This is a genomic window from Pseudoalteromonas sp. 0802 (assembly GCF_013350085.1).
In the GTDB taxonomy this organism is placed as follows: domain Bacteria; phylum Pseudomonadota; class Gammaproteobacteria; order Enterobacterales; family Alteromonadaceae; genus Pseudoalteromonas.
The window spans coordinates 325,219-342,535 of record NZ_JABVXE010000001.1; the positions used below are offsets into that span (position 1 = coordinate 325,219).

The window sequence follows — 17,317 nt, forward strand, 5'->3', positions numbered from 1 at the left end:
TATGAGGTTCTATTAATGAGAACCAGTTTTTACGGTAAACTACCCACAATACATCAAGAAGTTAAAAATAAGCAATGAAACGATTTAATGCTCCCGAGCAATGGTCAACACAATACCTCACAACGGGTGCTTTTAGTGACCTAGCGACGCTATTTAATTTAGATAAACTGTCAGATTGGCCATCTTGCCAGTGGTTTAATCAATATCTAAATGCGAAAACTACACAGGACAAAGCCATAACCTTTGTTGAAGATGAAAAGTTTGCTGATGAAACCCGTTATTATGAGCAAATCATATTTGAGACGGGGCAAGTACCAACAAGACAACAAAATTGGCATGACCTTTTTGGTGGCTTTATTTGGTGTTTATTTCCAAAAACAAAAGCGCTGATTAATCATCAGCATATCGAAGAAATTAAACTGCATGGTCTAAAAGAGCGTAGTAAACACCGAAATGCGCTTACTTTATTTGACGAATGCGGTGTGGTGCTGGCAATTACTGAGCAAAGCTGGCAGCATCAATTACGCGACCACCAATGGCAGCAAGTCTTTGTAGAACAACGTGAACATTGGGGAAAAAGCATTAGGCCATTTATGTTTGGTCATGCTAACTACGAAATGCTCACTCAGCCGTATATTGGTTTAACGGGTAAAGCATTATTTGTAATTGTTCCTGATGACATATTTTGTAAAGATTTAAGCGAGCAATATGCGTATCTAGATCAACGTCTTTATGAGATGATAAAGCTTGATGATTGTTTGCGTGATAATAAAAACTTATCACCCTTACCCTTGTTAGGCGTACCAGGATGGTGGACTGACAATGAAAATCCAGAATTTTACAGTAACACTGATTACTTTAGACCGAAACGAAGGAAACGCACATGATTGAAGTGGCAGGGCTTAAAAAGAAGTTTAAGCTAACAAAAGATCATAAAAAAAATAAAACGGACAACGTAGACCCCCGTGAAGATAAAGAGTTTTTTCATTCTGTAAGAGACGTCAGCTTTCAATGTAACAAAGGTGAAGTACTCGGTTTACTCGGCCCAAATGGTGCCGGTAAAACAACCACCCTTAGAATGATTTCAACAGCCTTAAAACCAGATGAAGGCAGCATTACCATCTCTGGTCATGATATCGTTAAAAAGCCATTAGTTGGCCGCAAGTCAATTGGATTTCTGTCAGGTAGTACCGGCTTATATGGGCGTTTAACAGTTAAAGAAAACGTTGAATACTTTGCCCGTTTACATGGCATGAGTAAAAAAGCGGTAGCCGCTCGTTGTGATGAGCTATTCACCTTACTTGATATGCACAGCTTTATTGATAAACGCGCCGAAAACCTTTCAACAGGTATGAAGCAAAAAGCCAATATTGCCCGTGCTGTTGTTCATCATCCTGATGTGGTTATTCTTGATGAGCCGACAACTGGTTTAGATATTATGACTACGCAAACCGTAATTAACTTTATTCGCGGCCTTAAAGAGCAGGGCACACCAGTTATTTTCTCAACGCACCATTTAGATGAAGTTGCCTTACTTTGTGACCGTGTTGCAGTGATAAACCAAGGAATTAGTTGCTTTGATGGCACCTTAGATGAGTTTAAACAAACAGGTCAAAGTGAAGAATTGAACCAAGCGTTTATGAATATTTTAACGGAGAGCCGTGATGTTTGAAGTATTTAAAAAGGAATTAAAAGAGCTATTACGTGACCGTAAAACATTGATATTCGTTGTTGCACTACCGGTTGCTATCTTCCCACTTTTATTTGCTGTTATGGCCTTTATTAGTTCTCAAGCGGCGTTAGAGGCAGAACAAGAGGTCCATACTTACGCCATTATCAATGGCAATTACGCGCAAGATTTTACCGATAAGGTGTTTTACCATAAGAGCTTTGCTTTATATAAAGGCGACGAAACCTTTAATACGGTAGAAGAGCTCACTAAAGCGGTAAAAGCAGGCACCATAGACATGGGTATCTATTTACCGTCAGACGCTAAGCAAACATTAGATGATGCAAAGCAAAGCGAATGGCAAGTTGTGTATAACGACGCAAAAGCAATTAATTTCCTATTTGACCGTGTCAAAGAACTGGCAAAAGAATATGGCGATGCGCTGCGTACAAACAAACTATTAAGCTTTGGTGTATCAGAAGAGCAACAAGCTGCCATTATCGAGCCTATTAAAGTTGTGAAGGTCGACACTGCAGATAAACGTGAAAATCTTGGCGAGAAAATAGGTGGGTTTATTCCTTATCTACTTATTCCTCTGGTATTGATGGGCGCAACGTATCCGGCGATTGATTTAGGAGCTGGTGAAAAAGAGCGCGGTACGCTCGAAACCCTTCTACTTACACCAATCACCCGTACACAGCTGGTGTTAGGTAAGTTTGTAACCTTACTTGCTTCTTCTATTGCGACAACCACCATTACTGTACTCAGTATGGGTGTGTGGATATCAGTGGCCATTGCATTTGTAGATTTAGCAGTTGTTAAAAACGCATTTAGCTCTTTAACCGTATTAGATTTAGGGCTGATTTTTGTGTTGTTATTACCTATTGCTGCAATCTTCTCATCATTAGCGTTGGCTATTTCAATTTATGCGCGAACCTTTAAAGAAGCGCAAAACTACATGGCACCACTTAGCATGGGTGTAATTTTTCCAATTATGGTTGCTTTGATGCCAAATGTTGAACTGACGAGCAAAACAGCATTCATTCCTGTTACAAATGTAGCTTTGGCAATCAAAGAAATTATTAAAGGTACAGTTGATTACACACTCGTGGGTTTAATTTTCTTAGCGACAGTCATTGTGGCAGGTGCATTACTTGCGTTTTGCGTTAAATGGTTTAACAAAGAAGATGTCTTATTTAGATAAGAGATACTGATTTTACCTAATAATAAAGCACCATTTTGGTGCTTTATTTGTTTGTAAGCCAAGCTAAGTACCTGCCAATCCTTATTACTTAATATATTTTCTGTATACTCCGCTTTTATTACTATTCTCTCCTATACTCTAAAGTAGAGTAGAAAAGAAGGCTTTCGATTCAATGGATTCTGGACATTCAGCGCATTTCTATCAACGTCATAAATTACCAATACTGGCATTATGTATTTTTTTAGTATTGGGCATTTTTGTTACTGTAAAATATGAATATGATCTACGAGAAGATGTGTTCACTCGCACCTTTGAACAGATGCAGCGAGAGCTCGGCACTAAAGAAAGTGTATTAAAAACAAGTTTAAGAGAGAATATTTCAGCACTTAACTTCTTAGATTCAACCCCGCCAGTGCTTGCAATCATGCGTGCTACAAATGATCAAAATATAGATCCCGTTTTAGGCACGCCTATCTCAGCATGGAAAGACCGCCTAGCAAAAATCTTTACTGGTTTTATGTCAACAGATAAAGACCTCGCACAAGCTCGGTACATTTATATTGCTGATAATGGCAAAGAAGTTGTGCGGGTTGATAGTTTAAATGGTCAGGCTTATAGAGTGGCTGATGACAAGTTACAACACAAAGGCCAACGTGATTACATGCAAATTACGGCAAAGCTTGAAAATGGCCAAATTTACATTTCACCCATTAACTACAATCGTGAAAATGGCCGTTTACAACAGCCTTATATCAGCACATATAGGATAGCCAAATTAGTAAAAGATAATGAAGGTAAGCCGTTCGCAGTGTTGATCCTCAACTATTATGCAGCCGATTTGCTTAATAAGCTTACCAGTAACACTGCTGATAATCTGTCAGTGTATTTATTAAATGCGCAGCAACAATTTATCTATCATCCAAAGGAATCATACCGTTTTAGTTTTGAGCTGGATGATGCTCATTATTGGTCTGAAGAATTTAGCACTGAACAAAAAATGGCAGGCGTTGATTTTTTTGATGTAGTTAACTTGCCTGAAAAATTATATGTTCAGAAAATTATTGAGTTTAACAATGGCGTTCAAATGCAGCCACTGACACTGGCTGTCTCAATAAATACAGATACATTACTCAATGAAATACATCAAAAGCGATTAAGGTTTATTGGTATATTATGCTTAATCATTTTAGTTGTGCTGATGTTATTTATAATCTATCAACGTGACATCAACAGAAAAATTGAGCTCAGTTTTTTAAAAGAAAAAAACAGCAAAATAATTGAAAGCTCAACAGATGCCATCATTATGGTTCAGCCAAATGGCGTTATTTGTAATGCCAATGAAACAGCAAAAACATTTTTTGGTATTACAGAACAAACCACCCATTTTGATACCTTGTTTAATTATAACGATGAAGATTTTCAAGGGATTGCAGAAGCCATTAAAGAAGGGCAGCGTTGCTCGTTTGAAGCGGTTCACATTAGTGAACAGAGCACTCATTATTTCTCTATTACCATGACACCTGTTTTTGATGCAGCGAAGCAGCAATATCAAATAGCGGCAATACTACGCAATATTGATTCACTTAAGTGCGCTCAACATCAACTAGAAAAGCTTAATGTGACACTAGAAGAAAAAGTAAAAAGCCGCACAGCCGAGCTCGAAAAGGCCACCGAACAAGCATTAGCTGCTAGTAAAGCTAAAAGTGAATTTGTCGCTAACATTTCCCATGAAATCCGCACTCCGATGAATGGTGTGCTTGGCATGCTCGAAATGCTTGAAGAAGAACCATTATCTACTCAGCAAATGCAATACTTACATTATGCAAATACCAGCGCTAACTCATTGATGACACTGATTAATGATATTCTCGATTTTTCAAAAATTGAAGCAGGTAAACTTGACTTAGATAGTCATGAGTTTGATGTAGTTTCAGTGTGCAGTGATTTAATCACATCGATGGCCGTTCAAGGTCAGAAAAAAGGTATTGAAATCCTGTTCGATGCACATGCTATTACTAAGCGTACCGTAACGGGTGATAGCCACCGCTTAAAACAAATTCTCAATAATTTACTCAATAATGCATTCAAGTTTACTCATAAAGGGCATGTAAGTTTAACGGTTAAGGAGCAGCTGCATTCAGATAAGTCGCTTTGCCTAAGCTTTGTTGTTGAAGATACAGGTATTGGTATTTCGAAAGAAAACCAAAGTAAATTGTTTGAAGTGTTTACCCAAGAGGACTCAAGTACAACGCGCCATTATGGTGGCAGCGGTTTAGGGCTTTCAATAAGCCGAAAACTCGCTCAGTTGATGGGCGGTGATATTATCGTTGATAGTGAAAAAGGAAAAGGAAGCCGCTTTTGTGCAAGTATCAAAGTGTCACTCAGTGGCTCATTAAAAGAGCTGGGTGCGATTACGGCGCTGAATAACAAACACGTTGGTTGTGCAGTTTTATATGATCTGCTTGGTCAGAACATTGAAACCCAATTAGAGAAATCTTGTCAGCCTCAGCCATCGAAAGTTTCTCGATTAAGTGATATACCTGAAAATGTTTTCAATGAGTTAGATTTACTTATCATTGATCATAAACACCCAGAACTAAAAAATGTGGTGAGTTTTGCAAATCAATACCCCGACACCTGTGTATTAATTTTAGGGGTTATGGCATCACTTAAACAAAAAGAAACATTACCGAGCAATTGTACTGTTATTGCAAAACCTGTCACTCCTGATGAATTAGCTTATAAACTCGCGGTTTTATTTAATGATAATAACTCTGTTATTGAGCGTAAGAATACAGATACTAAAGAAACTATTGAGCTTGATTTAACATCTCGCTCAGTGCTTATTGTCGACGATAACATGATTAATATTGAGGTGAGCAAAGCCATTTTAAGAGATAGCCATGTGCATATTGAATCAGCCAGTGATGGTCTTGAAGCAATTGAGGTATTGAATAACAGCGAAACTCAATTTGATCTGATCTTGATGGATTGCCAAATGCCAAACTTAAATGGGTATGACTGTACCAAAGCAATTAGGCAAGGCAAAACAGGTGAGAAATACCAAGATGTGGTGATCATAGCCATGACCGCAAGCGCCATGGCTGGCGATAGAGAGAAATGCCTTAGTGTTGGCATGAACGACTATATCACCAAGCCTATTAAACAAGCCACATTGCGTAAAAAGCTCTCAATGTGGCTGAAGGCTTAAGCGGCATCTCGCTCTTTATTAAATGCAGGTTTAGGCGTTAATGTACTAATATCAGCAGAGTGAATCACTTTTTGTGTTTCACTCCAGTGCAATAACTCAATACGACCAGAGCTGTTTTCAACTAATGCAGTGCAGTTCTCAATCCAGTCGCCATCATTGCAATACAAAATTCCATCAACCACTTTAACGGCTGGGTGATGAATATGCCCACAAATGATGCCATCGACGGCTTGTTTTTTTGCTTCGTGGATTGCCGCTTTTTCAAATGCGTCAATTGCTTCACGTGCTTTATGCACGCGTGCTTTGATCCAAGAGGCCAATGACCAATAATTACCGCCAAATAAACGGCGAATGCGATTAGTCCAACGATTTAAAAAAAGTAAAAAGTCGTATCCTGCATCGCCTGCAATACTGATTAATTTGTTGTAGCGGGTTGCTGAATCAAAATCGTCGCCATGCAACAGTAAAAACCGTTTGTTGGCTTTTGTGGTATGGATATATTGTTTATGTACTTCAATACCGAATAATGAATCATTGGCATAATGGCGAAAGGTTTCGTCGTGGTTACCCGGTATATAGATCACTCGTGTGCCATCTTTTGCTTTTTGTTGAATAAGCGCTAGCACATCATAATGACTAGGATGCCAAAAAAACTGTCGTTTCATCGACCATAAATCGACAATATCACCGACCAAATACAGAACATCGCATTCAATCGCATTTAAAAAGTCTAGTAAATACTGCGCTTGGCAGTCTTTATAACCTAAGTGAACGTCGGAAATCCAAACGGCAGGATAGTGGGTTTTACTACTGCAAGTGGTGTTATTCATGGCATTTACTCGTGGTGTAATAAAGTAAATGCTAGGCAGAATCAATGACAGTTAAAAGACGCTTTAGCGAAACATCTATGACAATTAAAAACACAAAAAAACCGCCGAAGCGGTTTTTTATATTTTGTTGAGCTGACTTAATTAGCCTTTAACAAGTGCGGCAATTTCGGAAGCGGCACTATCTAAATCAAGCATTAGCTTTTCACCAGTACGACGGTTTTTAAGCTCCACCTTATTTTCATCAAGGTTACGCTCACCAATAACTAGCGTGAAAGGCACACCTAATAATTCCATGTCATTAAACATAACACCAGGGCGCTCTTTACGGTCATCAAACAACACATCTAAACCTGCATCTTTCAAACCTTTGTAAAGGTTATCTGCAATATCCGGAATACGATGAGACTTATGCATGTTCATAGGTACAATCGCTAAATCAAATGGTGCGATAGGTTGCGGCCATTTAATACCGTATTGGTCGTTGTTTTGTTCAATAGCGGCAGCTACGATACGTGATACACCAATACCGTAACAACCCATTGTCATTACTTGGTTTTTACCTGATTCACTTAATACGCCTGCTTTCATTGCTTCTGAGTACTTAGTGCCAAGTTGGAAAATATGGCCAACTTCAACGCCGCGTTTAATTTGCAGTGAACCTTGGCCACACGGGCTTGGGTCGCCTTCAACGATATTACGGATATCAGCCACTTCGTAGTTTTCTACATCGCGATCCCAGTTGATACCGCTGAAGTGTTCGCCATCTTTATTAGCACCAGCTACAAAATCAGCCATTACGTTAGCTGTGCGGTCAACAATGATTGGCATTGATAGGCCGACCGGGCCTAATGAACCTGGTTTTGCGCCAATAGCAGCAACGATGTCTTCTTCTTTTGCCATTTCAAGCGGTGAGTCTACAAGCGGGTGTTTCTCAGCTTTTAACTCGTTTAGATCATGGTCACCACGTAATACAAGGGCAACTAAACCACGTTGTTCGTTTTCATCTGGTGCGCCATATACGATTAATGTTTTCACGCCGCGATGAGGTTTAACACCATAGTGCTCTTTAAGCTCAGCAATTGATCTTGCATCAGGCGTTGGGAACGCTTTTAGCTCTTTGCTTGCAGCTGGGCGCTCTTCAGCCGGTGCTAGTGCTTCTGCTTTTTCGATATTTGCAGCATAATCACTTGCATCACTAAATGCGATTGCATCTTCGCCTGATTCTGCAAGTACATGGAACTCATGTGAAACGCTACCACCGATAGAACCTGTATCAGCGATAACAGGGCGGTAATCAAGACCAAGGCGCTCGAAGATGTTGCAGTATGCTTTGTGCATTACTTGGTATGTTTTCTCTAAACACTCATCACTTAAGTGAAAAGAGTAAGCATCTTTCATCGTAAATTCACGAGCACGCATTACACCAAAACGAGGGCGAACTTCGTCACGTACTTTTGTTTGTACTTGGTAAAGAGTAAGCGGTAATTGCTTATAAGAGCTCACTTCTTTACGTACAAAATCAGTGATCACTTCTTCGTGTGTTGGGCCAAGTGCAAATGGGCGGTTGTGACGGTCATTAATACGAAGTAATTCAGGACCAAATTGCTCCCAACGACCAGACTCTTCCCAAAGATCAGCTGGTTGGATAATAGGCATTAACATTTCGATAGCGCCTGCTTTATCCATTTCTTCACGTACGATGTTTTCTACTTTTTTAAGTACGCGTAGACCAGAGGGCAACCATGTATACAAACCCGACGCAACGCGGCGGATCATGCCTGCTCGTAGCATTAATTGATGAGAAACAATTTCTGCATCAGACGGAGTTTCTTTAAGTGTTGCGAGTATATATTGACTGGTACGCATCTCTATTCCAAGTAGTGTTAAAATTATTATAGTTTACTCAAGACGTTTGAGTAATAACAAGGCGCTAAGTTTACCAGTGGAAGCACTGACACTAAAGCGCTATATGCTAAAAACTAGCATTTTTCAATGCTGGTCACTGTATTATGATTGTCCTGAACATGCCATCTAATATTAAAATCATATAAGGTCATGCCGTAGCTTTGTTCTGAGTCACGTTGCTTTTTATAAGCAGGGCGAGGATCTTGCTTTAATACATTGGTGATAAACGCTTTTAATTCAGGTTGTTCGGTCTGTTTTTCGATAAACGCCAGGGCTTCTTCACTAAACTCAACGCTCATATCGGTTTCTGGTCGGGTATCGGCAAAGCCTGCGGTGGCATCGGTCATTGCGTCTGAGTAGGGCAAATATGGCTTAATGTCTAAAATAGGTGTGCCATCGAGTAAATCGATACCTGAAAGCAATAAGCTTAACTGACCATTTTTATATTCGATACCCTCTAATTTTACGGCACTCATGCCAATTGCATTTGGGCGAAAGGTTGCACGTGTTGCAAATACACCTTTACGTTCATTACCGCCTAGGCGAGGGGGTCTCACCATTGCTGAATAGCCTTTATCTGCGGTTTCATGAAATCTGAATAGTAACCAAATATGGCTAAATTCATCGAGGCCGCGTACAAACTCTTCACGATTAAAATCGCTGCTGAATACCAGCTTTGCTTTAGCTTCAGGAACTAAACGAGGTTGGCGAGGTATGGCAAACTTTTGTTTATAAGGAGATTGAATATGGCCGACGGCAGTTAATTGGTATTCGCTCATTGTGCAATGTCGTTATGAAAATCTGCCGACATTTTACATGCATTACATGCAAACACAAAAAAGGCAGTCGAGACTGCCTTTTAAATATTTAGACTATACAGTCTAAATTAAAACATGTATTGGAATGATACAGACGCTACATCCATATCAGGGTCAATATCATCTTCTAATTTATAGCGCTCATACTCAAAACGTACTTGCATGTTTGTTGTGAAAGCATATTCTACACCTGCACCATAAAATACATCACCACCGTCTGAGTCAGCACTGATACTGCCAAGCTCGCCTAGGTCTTGCTCAATTTCAGCATCCCACTCTAGCCAACCACCTTTGGCATAAACAGAAAAGCTATCTGTAATTGGGGCTGCTAAGCGTGCTGCTAGTGAAACACCGTCAATTTCAGCTTTAGAATCGATATCGCTTACTTCATCAAAATTTTGGTAGGCAAGTTCAAGGCTTAAGTACTTGTTAAACTGAGTACCAATATAACCTTTCAGCATTTGTGAATCGTCATCAAAGTCAGTGTCATTTTCACTGTCTTCAAACTCAAAAGAATATTGACCGTAGCCGATACCGGTATAAATACGCGGAGAATCCATTTCGGTAATATCTGCATGTGCAGCATTATTAAAACCTAGTAGTGCTAAAGAAAGTGCAGAAAGTGAAATTGCTTTAATCATTTAATAGCTCCTTTATAAAATAAATAAACGAATGTTTCGCGTCATTCACAAGGAGTATTGCAACGGCAATGCCAAGCTGAAAACAAAGCCTAAAGTATTGTTTTTAGGCTTTGTTTAGCGGGTTTTTGTGCAGTTTGTTGAAACTGTAATCAGGCATTCAGTTTGGCAGTCGTAACAATTTCAGGGTGCTCTGTAGAAGTTACTAGGTACGGTTTATAATTTTTTTGTTGCTTTAAGCTTTTAGGCTTTTTGTAAAAGGGTTTCTGTTTCTATCGCGATCTCTTTCATTTTAATCGCATAGTTTTCGATTTTCTTTTCTTCGTCAGTTACGGCTGTATATGAAGGGACTTCGATTGGGTAGCCTGCTTCATCCATAGCAATAAAACTAATAACACAATGGTTGGTTTCAACTAAGTTTTGGGTTTTAGGGTCGCCGCAGCGTACTTGAATAAAGATTTGCATACTGGTTTTACCTGTGTGGGCGATACTAGCTTTCACTTCGACTATTTGGCCAACCAAAATAGGGCGCTGAAACTTTACACCCGCAACAGAAACAGTTACGCAGTAGTGACCGCTCCAACCTGCAGCACAGGCGTAACCAGCTTGGTCAATCCACTTCATTACCACACCACCATGAACCTTACCGCCAAAATTGACATCAGTAGGTTCAGCTAAAAAACGAAAGGTTACACTTGAAGACGGCATACTTTACTCACTTTTATAAAACACGACATTTTCAGCATAGCCTAAAAAAGGGGCCGAAGCCCCTGCAATTTAGGATAAATTTTAATTAAATGAGTAACGTGCGTTACATATTAGGGTAGTTTGGCCCGCCAGCACCTTCAGGTGTTACCCAAGTAATGTTTTGACTTGGGTCCTTTATGTCGCAGGTTTTACAGTGCACACAGTTTTGTGAGTTGATCACAAACTCTTTTTCACCTTCAACCTCTTGTACTTCGTAAACACCCGCAGGGCAGTAGCGTTGTGCTGGCTCATCAAATTGCGGTAAATTGACCTTAATTGGAATCGAGTTATCTTTTAGCTTTAAATGGCATGGCTGCGATTCTTCATGATTGGTATTTGATAAAAACACCGATGAAAGTTTATCGAAGCTCAGTTTGCCGTCTGCTTTCGGGTAATCGATTTTTTCGGCCTGATCAGCTGCAACTAATGTGGCATGATCTGGCATGTTGTCTTCAAAGTTAAATGGTAAGTTGCCACCAAATAGGTTTTGATCTAGGGTGTTATAAGCACCACCTAAGAACTTACCGAGTTTGTGCATAACAGGGCCAAAGTTACGTGATTGATAAAGCTCTTTGTACGCCCAGCTTTGTTCAAAAGCTGATTTATATTCGGCTAAATCGGCATTCTCTTTACCGTCGCTAAGAGCTGCTACTATCACATCAGCGGCAACCATGCCCGATTTCATGGCTGTGTGGTTACCTTTGATCTTGGCAAAGTTCAATGTGCCTGCATCACAACCTACAAGTAAACCACCCGGGAAGTGCATTTTCGGTAAAGAGCGCAGGCCACCTTTGGCAATAGCTCTTGCGCCATAGGCTATGCGTTCACCGCCTTCTAAAACATCTTTAAAAACAGGGTGATGTTTCATGCGTTGGAATTCATCAAACGGGCTTAGATGTGGGTTTGAGTAGTTAAGGTCAACAATTAAGCCCACCACAACTTGATTGTTGTCGCTGTGATACATAAACGCACCACCACTGGTATCACCAGTTAACGGCCAGCCTGTGCCATGTACGACAGTGCCTTCTTTGTGTTTACTTGGGTCGATTTGCCAAATTTCTTTGAACCCTAAACCGTAATGCTGTGGTGATGCATCTTTATCAAGGGCAAAGTGTTTAATTAGCTCTTTACCTAAATGACCGCGGCAGCCTTCAGCAAATACTGTGTATTTAGCTCTAAGCTCCATGCCTGGCATGTAACCATCTTTTTCGTTGCCGTCTTTATCAAGGCCCATATCGCCAGTGATAATGCCTTTTACTGTTTCGTCTTCAATAATCAAAGAATGCGCAGTAAAGCCAGGGAATATTTCTACTCCTAAGTTTTCCGCTTGCTCTGCTAAAAAGCGACATACATTACCCATAGAGACAATATAATTGCCGTCGTTATGGAATGTTTTAGGGCTAGCAAAGTGGGGGATGCTGGTGGCTTTTTCACTGTTATTGAACCAGTAAATATCATCTTGCGTTACTTTAGTGGTAACTGGAGCGCCTAATGACTGCCAATCAGGTAATAACTCATCTAGTGCTTTGGTTTCAAAAACCGCACCCGATAAAATGTGTGCGCCCACCTCAGAGCCTTTTTCTACCACACAGATCATTAATTCTTGTTGTTTTTCTTGTGCTTGTTGAGCCAATTTAATCGCAGTTGATAAACCTGCTGGGCCTGCGCCTACGATGACTACATCAAATTCCATGGTTTCGCGTTCGACCATATAAACCTCTTCTCGGTGACGGACCTGCTGTAAAGAACCTTATTTCATACTTGCAAATGAAACGTTACAGGCTGTGAATACTTTAAGGTTATTTTAGGTTGACGTTTACGTCAACAGGAAGTAGTCTGAATTCATAAAATAAATAAGTTGACGTATAGGTCAACTTTGAGAACACACAATTGATGGAGTCACGATGAAAGTCCTCGTTCCAATTAAAAGAGTAATTGACTACAACGTCAAAGCACGCGTTAAAGCCGATAAAACGGATGTTGATCTAGCTAATGTAAAAATGGCGATGAACCCGTTTTGTGAAATTGCAATTGAAGAAGCTATTCGTTTAAAAGAAGCAGGGACGGCCACTGAGGTTGTTGCTGTGACTATTGGTAATAAATCATCTCAAGAGCAATTGCGTACAGCCTTAGCACTCGGTGCTGATAAAGCCATTCATATTGAAACAGAAGAAAAGCTTGAGTCTTTACATGTTGCAAAATTACTGAGCAAAATTGTAGAGCAAGAATCACCTGAGCTGGTTATTTTAGGTAAGCAATCGATTGACTCTGACAACAATCAAACCGGTCAAATGCTTGCTGCTTTAACGGGTCGTGGCCAAGGTACTTTTGCATCTAAAGTTGATGTTCAAGCGGGAACAGTTAATGTAACGCGTGAAGTAGACGGTGGCTTACAAACAGTTGCTCTTAAACTACCTGCTATTGTAACCACAGACTTACGTTTAAATGAGCCACGCTACGCTTCATTGCCAAACATTATGAAGGCAAAACGTAAACCACTTGATGTAATTGCTGCTGATAGTCTAGGTGTAGACCTTGCGCCTCGCGTACAGCTGGTAGAAGTAAATGAGCCAGAAAAACGCAGTGGCGGCATCATTGTAGAAGATGTAGCAACATTGGTAGAAAAGTTAAAAACAGAAGCGAAGGTGATCTAAATGAAAACATTAGTGATAGCCGAACACGATAAAGGTGTTCTAAAGCCTGAAACCAATAAAACGATTACTGCTGCTGTTAAACTAGGCTTTGATGTAGATTTACTACTTGCCGGCGAAAATTTAGCTGCAATGAGTGAACAAGCAGCGTCAATTGCAGGTGTTAGCAATGTACTGATTGCCGATGATGCAGCTTATGCAAATCAACTTGCAGAAAACCTAGCGGATCTAGTTTTATCTTTAGCAGATAACTATTCACACATTGTCGCAAGCGCAACAACAACGGGTAAAAACTTTATGCCACGTGTTGCTGCACTTTTAGATGTTGCGCAAATCTCTGAAATCATCGATGTGATTGATGCAGATACCTTTAAGCGTCCTATTTATGCAGGAAATGCAATTGCGACAGTTAAATCATTGGATAGCAAAAAGGTTATTACTGTTCGTGCAAGTAGCTTTGATGTTGCACCAGAGCAAGCGCCAGTAGCTGTAACTAGTGTTGCTGGTAAAGGTTCTGTTGGCCTGAGTGAGTTTGTATCAGAAGAACAAACTGAATCAGAACGTCCAGAGCTTACTGCTGCACCTGTGGTTATTTCAGGTGGTCGTGGTATGCAAAATGGTGAAAACTTTGCGTTATTAAATGGTATTGCCGACAAACTAGGCGCAGCTATTGGTGCTTCACGTGCTGCTGTTGATGCGGGCTTTGTACCAAACGATATGCAAGTAGGTCAAACAGGTAAAATTGTTGCCCCAGATTTATATATTGCTGTGGGTATCAGTGGTGCAATTCAACACTTAGCGGGTATGAAAGATTCTAAAGTGATTGTTGCCATCAATAAAGATCCTGACGCACCAATTTTCCAAGTCGCTGACTATGGTTTAGTTGCTGATTTATTTGATGTGTTACCAGAGCTTGAAAGCGCTCTGTAATTCATAACGATTCTGGTTGTTAAAAGCTGTTCACCTTTTAGGTGCGCAGCTTTTTTTCGTTTATATCTTCAGATTACTGTTTTACCGGAAGGTAACCAAACTCAAGCATTTTCTGTTGTATCTTGTTTGATTTAACAATCACAGCGAGTTTGTCGCCAATCTTTTTTGAGCGGGGTGATTGTGTGTTTACTATTAGCACCAGCGGCCTTACAAAGGCATAGTCGCCACTTTGAATTGATTCAACAGAAGGGCTAACACCGTCAATCTTAAGCAAAGTTACTCTATTAATACGTCTATCATTTTCTAATTTACTAATAGCGCCATATGAATCATAGGCAATGGCATTTGGAATACGCTGGACTATACCCAGCGCTTGATTGAACTGATCATAAAGCTCTACTTTTTGTTTAGAAAATAAACCTCTATTACCCGCCATTTTTAAGCGTATGAAATTACTGCCAGGTTCTTGAATATAATCTAAGTTTAAATACTCTAAAAACACATCAAAACTACCATGACTAGTGCCTTTGCTAAAAAGCAGGATCTCATCATTTTTTGCGCTTAGCTCTGGAGTATAAGGCGAAACCTCAGACCACGCCTTTAGTTTACCTTGGTAAATATCGCTTAGTTTTTTAGTTGTAAGCTCAGTGATGTTTAAGTTTTTGTTTACAAAAAATGCGATTGCATCTTGGGCTATGATTATTTGCCGCAAAAAGGGCCAACGTTGTTGTTCTTCTTTTGTTAAATAACGCGAGCTGGTGCCGATATCTATAACATTTTCGGCAATTGCTTTAATGCCTTTATCACTGCCCATTGGCCTAATTTGTATACTATTGCCAAATTCTTGGCTTAAGTCGTCTTTTATATAGACTAGTAATTCTGTCACTGTGGTTGAGCCGGCAATAAAAATTGGTTTGGTATTAATATTTTCTTCAATTGCATACGCACTATGTGCAGAGATAAGAGTTGTAGATAGCAAAAGGGCTTTCATAGAGCGAAATAGCATATAGACACAAATTCCTTAATAGTTAGCTTCCTATCAATATAGGCAATATGTCTGGCTTTGCTAATTCTTTAGGCTGTAAACTTTAAAATATTTAATGATTTACACACAAAAAAGCCGCTCGAAAGCGGCTTTTAGATTATGTAGCGTTACTTGTTAGTAAGTCGCGCTGCCTTTTGTACGAGGGAAGGCGATAACGTCACGTACGTTACCCATACCTGTTACATATGCAACTAAACGCTCAAAACCTAGACCAAAACCTGAGTGCGGTACAGTGCCGTATTTACGTAGGTCACGGTACCAGCTGTAATCTTCTTTGTTTAAGCCCATTTCTTCTAGACGCTTATCTAGAACATCTAGACGCTCTTCACGTTGAGAACCACCGATGATTTCACCAATACCTGGTGCAACTACGTCCATTGCAGCGACTGTTTTGCCATCTTCGTTTTGACGCATGTAGAAGGCTTTAATATCACGCGGGTAGTTTTTAATAACTACTGGCGCATTAAAGTGCTCTTCAGCAAGGTAACGTTCGTGCTCAGACTGTAAATCTACACCCCATTCAACAGGGTATTCGAACTTCTTACCACACGCTTTTAAGATTTCGATAGCATCTGTGTAATCAACTTGTGCGAAATCTTTAGTTACGAACTCTTCTAAACGAGAGATAGCTGTTTTCTCAACACGTTGTGCAAAGAATTCCATATCATCACGACGCTCAGTTAATACTGCATTGAAAACGTATTTAAGCATGTCTTCAGCAAGTTTTGCGATATCTTCTAAATCTGCAAATGCAACTTCAGGTTCAACCATCCAAAACTCTGCTAAGTGACGAGATGTGTTTGAGTTCTCAGCACGGAAAGTAGGGCCAAAAGTATAGATTTTTGACATTGCTGAGGCATATGTCTCACCATTTAATTGACCAGATACTGTTAAGAATGCTTCTTTACCGAAGAAATCCTCACTGTAATCGATGTCGCCTTTATCTGTGCGTGGTAAGTTTTGCATATCTAAAGTAGATACACGGAACATTTCACCGGCACCTTCACAGTCACTTGCTGTGATGATCGGTGTGCTGATCCAGTAGTAGCCTTGCTCGTGGTAAAAACGGTGAATCGCTTGTGCTAAACAGTTACGTACACGGGTTACCGCGCCCATGATATTAGTACGAGGACGAAGGTGTGCGTGCTCACGTAAATATTCAATGCTGTGACGTTTCGCAGACATAGGGTAAGTATCTGGATTCTCAACCCAACCTAATACTTCTACAGAGTTAGCTTGAATTTCGAAAGACTGGCCTTGACCCGCAGAAGGCACAAGAACACCTGTTACAGATACAGAACAACCGGCAGTTAAACGTGTTACTTCATCATAATTATTGAGTGAATTAGGTACTACCGCTTGAATAGGATCAAAACACGAACCGTCATGAACGGCTAAAAATGAAATTCCTGCTTTTGAATCGCGGCGTGTACGGATCCAGCCTTTTACTGTTACTTGGCTGTCTACCGCAACCTTGCCTTTTAATAGCTCTGAAATCGCTAAATGGCTCATCTTCACTCCAATGATATAAGTTGCCTAATATAATAATGCTGTGCATTGCACTTGAATCGACTATCTTACCCTCGTAAATCAAATAAAAAAACTATTGAGGCGTACTCTTTAGTAGTTTTTCTTCAATTGAGTAAAATAGCAGCAATATTTTGCGTAA

At 40.0% G+C, this 17,317-nt stretch carries 14 protein-coding genes; 6 read left to right on the forward strand and 8 right to left on the reverse strand.

Annotated features, from left to right (window positions below; genetic code table 11):
* Nucleotides 1-74 precede the first annotated feature (74 nt).
* The 4 genes from HUS61_RS01560 to HUS61_RS01575 all read left to right on the forward strand — a co-directional run bounded on the left by HUS61_RS01560 (nt 75) and on the right by HUS61_RS01575 (nt 6,084).
* Nucleotides 75-887, forward strand: coding sequence for a DUF3025 domain-containing protein (locus tag HUS61_RS01560; RefSeq protein ID WP_175081905.1), 813 nt, complete (start codon nt 75-77; stop codon nt 885-887).
* Nucleotides 884-1,672 carry an ABC transporter ATP-binding protein gene (locus HUS61_RS01565; protein WP_054561430.1) on the forward strand — a complete coding sequence of 263 codons (789 nt, stop codon included), beginning with the start codon at nt 884-886 and terminating at the stop codon, nt 1,670-1,672. The genes HUS61_RS01560 and HUS61_RS01565 overlap by 4 nt, the downstream gene beginning before the upstream one ends.
* On the forward strand, nt 1,665-2,873 hold the full coding sequence (locus HUS61_RS01570; RefSeq protein WP_175081906.1) for an ABC transporter permease subunit: 1,209 nt from the start codon (nt 1,665-1,667) through the stop codon (nt 2,871-2,873). Before HUS61_RS01565 ends, HUS61_RS01570 begins: the two co-directional genes overlap by 8 nt.
* Before the next feature lie 172 nt (nt 2,874-3,045).
* Nucleotides 3,046-6,084, forward strand: a complete 3,039-nt coding sequence (locus tag HUS61_RS01575; protein ID WP_175081907.1) for an ATP-binding protein — start codon at nt 3,046-3,048, stop codon at nt 6,082-6,084.
* Here the strand turns inward: HUS61_RS01575 and HUS61_RS01580 are convergent.
* The 6 genes from HUS61_RS01580 to HUS61_RS01605 all read right to left on the reverse strand — a co-directional run bounded on the left by HUS61_RS01580 (nt 6,081) and on the right by HUS61_RS01605 (nt 12,733).
* Complete coding sequence (locus tag HUS61_RS01580) at nt 6,081-6,914, reverse strand: UDP-2,3-diacylglucosamine diphosphatase (RefSeq protein ID WP_175081908.1); 834 nt, start codon at nt 6,912-6,914, stop codon at nt 6,081-6,083. The two genes, HUS61_RS01575 and HUS61_RS01580, sit on opposite strands and share 4 nt — an antisense overlap.
* Before the next feature lie 141 nt (nt 6,915-7,055).
* The gene (locus HUS61_RS01585) at nt 7,056-8,780 is read right to left on the reverse strand and encodes a proline--tRNA ligase (RefSeq protein WP_175081909.1); all 1,725 of its coding nucleotides are present in this window, start codon (nt 8,778-8,780) and stop codon (nt 7,056-7,058) included.
* A gap of 113 nt (nt 8,781-8,893) precedes the next feature.
* Nucleotides 8,894-9,598, reverse strand: a complete 705-nt coding sequence (gene tsaA / locus HUS61_RS01590) for a tRNA (N6-threonylcarbamoyladenosine(37)-N6)-methyltransferase TrmO (protein ID WP_175081910.1) — start codon at nt 9,596-9,598, stop codon at nt 8,894-8,896.
* A 107-nt stretch (nt 9,599-9,705) separates the two neighbouring features.
* The gene (locus tag HUS61_RS01595) at nt 9,706-10,278 is read right to left on the reverse strand and encodes an outer membrane beta-barrel protein (protein WP_175078289.1); all 573 of its coding nucleotides are present in this window, start codon (nt 10,276-10,278) and stop codon (nt 9,706-9,708) included.
* A 240-nt stretch (nt 10,279-10,518) separates the two neighbouring features.
* Entirely contained in the window at nt 10,519-10,983 is a 465-nt protein-coding gene (locus HUS61_RS01600; protein WP_054561436.1) for an acyl-CoA thioesterase, read from the reverse strand.
* Nucleotides 10,984-11,086: 103 nt separating this feature from the next.
* A complete protein-coding gene (locus HUS61_RS01605; protein WP_175081911.1) occupies nt 11,087-12,733 on the reverse strand; it encodes an electron transfer flavoprotein-ubiquinone oxidoreductase in 1,647 nt (548 codons plus the stop codon).
* Between the two features lie 193 nt (nt 12,734-12,926).
* Here HUS61_RS01605 and HUS61_RS01610 point away from each other — a divergent pair, with 193 nt between their 5' ends.
* Both HUS61_RS01610 and HUS61_RS01615 read left to right on the forward strand, forming a co-directional pair.
* Nucleotides 12,927-13,676, forward strand: coding sequence for an electron transfer flavoprotein subunit beta/FixA family protein (locus HUS61_RS01610; protein ID WP_063705098.1), 750 nt, complete (start codon nt 12,927-12,929; stop codon nt 13,674-13,676).
* On the forward strand, nt 13,677-14,603 hold the full coding sequence (locus tag HUS61_RS01615; RefSeq protein WP_175078291.1) for an FAD-binding protein: 927 nt from the start codon (nt 13,677-13,679) through the stop codon (nt 14,601-14,603).
* A gap of 73 nt (nt 14,604-14,676) precedes the next feature.
* Here the strand turns inward: HUS61_RS01615 and HUS61_RS01620 are convergent, their stop codons facing one another.
* Nucleotides 14,677-15,609 (reverse strand): substrate-binding domain-containing protein, encoded by a 933-nt coding sequence (locus HUS61_RS01620; protein WP_175081912.1) that lies wholly within the window; start codon nt 15,607-15,609, stop codon nt 14,677-14,679.
* Nucleotides 15,610-15,762: 153 nt separating this feature from the next.
* Nucleotides 15,763-17,160 (reverse strand): asparagine--tRNA ligase, encoded by a 1,398-nt coding sequence (asnS, locus tag HUS61_RS01625; RefSeq protein WP_054553906.1) that lies wholly within the window; start codon nt 17,158-17,160, stop codon nt 15,763-15,765.
* Nucleotides 17,161-17,317 lie beyond the last annotated feature (157 nt).

Coding starts and splice junctions, on each gene's coding strand:
- HUS61_RS01580 (WP_175081908.1), bottom strand. CDS start 6,914: ATGAATAACACCACTTGCAGTAGTAAAACCCACTATCCTGCCGTTTGG.
- HUS61_RS01600 (WP_054561436.1), bottom strand. CDS start 10,983: ATGCCGTCTTCAAGTGTAACCTTTCGTTTTTTAGCTGAACCTACTGAT.
- HUS61_RS01585 (WP_175081909.1), bottom strand. CDS start 8,780: ATGCGTACCAGTCAATATATACTCGCAACACTTAAAGAAACTCCGTCT.
- HUS61_RS01560 (WP_175081905.1), top strand. CDS start 75: ATGAAACGATTTAATGCTCCCGAGCAATGGTCAACACAATACCTCACA.
- HUS61_RS01570 (WP_175081906.1), top strand. CDS start 1,665: ATGTTTGAAGTATTTAAAAAGGAATTAAAAGAGCTATTACGTGACCGT.
- asnS (WP_054553906.1), bottom strand. CDS start 17,160: ATGAGCCATTTAGCGATTTCAGAGCTATTAAAAGGCAAGGTTGCGGTA.
- HUS61_RS01615 (WP_175078291.1), top strand. CDS start 13,677: ATGAAAACATTAGTGATAGCCGAACACGATAAAGGTGTTCTAAAGCCT.
- HUS61_RS01575 (WP_175081907.1), top strand. CDS start 3,046: ATGGATTCTGGACATTCAGCGCATTTCTATCAACGTCATAAATTACCA.
- tsaA (WP_175081910.1), bottom strand. CDS start 9,598: ATGAGCGAATACCAATTAACTGCCGTCGGCCATATTCAATCTCCTTAT.
- HUS61_RS01605 (WP_175081911.1), bottom strand. CDS start 12,733: ATGGTCGAACGCGAAACCATGGAATTTGATGTAGTCATCGTAGGCGCA.
- HUS61_RS01595 (WP_175078289.1), bottom strand. CDS start 10,278: ATGATTAAAGCAATTTCACTTTCTGCACTTTCTTTAGCACTACTAGGT.
- HUS61_RS01620 (WP_175081912.1), bottom strand. CDS start 15,609: ATGCTATTTCGCTCTATGAAAGCCCTTTTGCTATCTACAACTCTTATC.
- HUS61_RS01565 (WP_054561430.1), top strand. CDS start 884: ATGATTGAAGTGGCAGGGCTTAAAAAGAAGTTTAAGCTAACAAAAGAT.
- HUS61_RS01610 (WP_063705098.1), top strand. CDS start 12,927: ATGAAAGTCCTCGTTCCAATTAAAAGAGTAATTGACTACAACGTCAAA.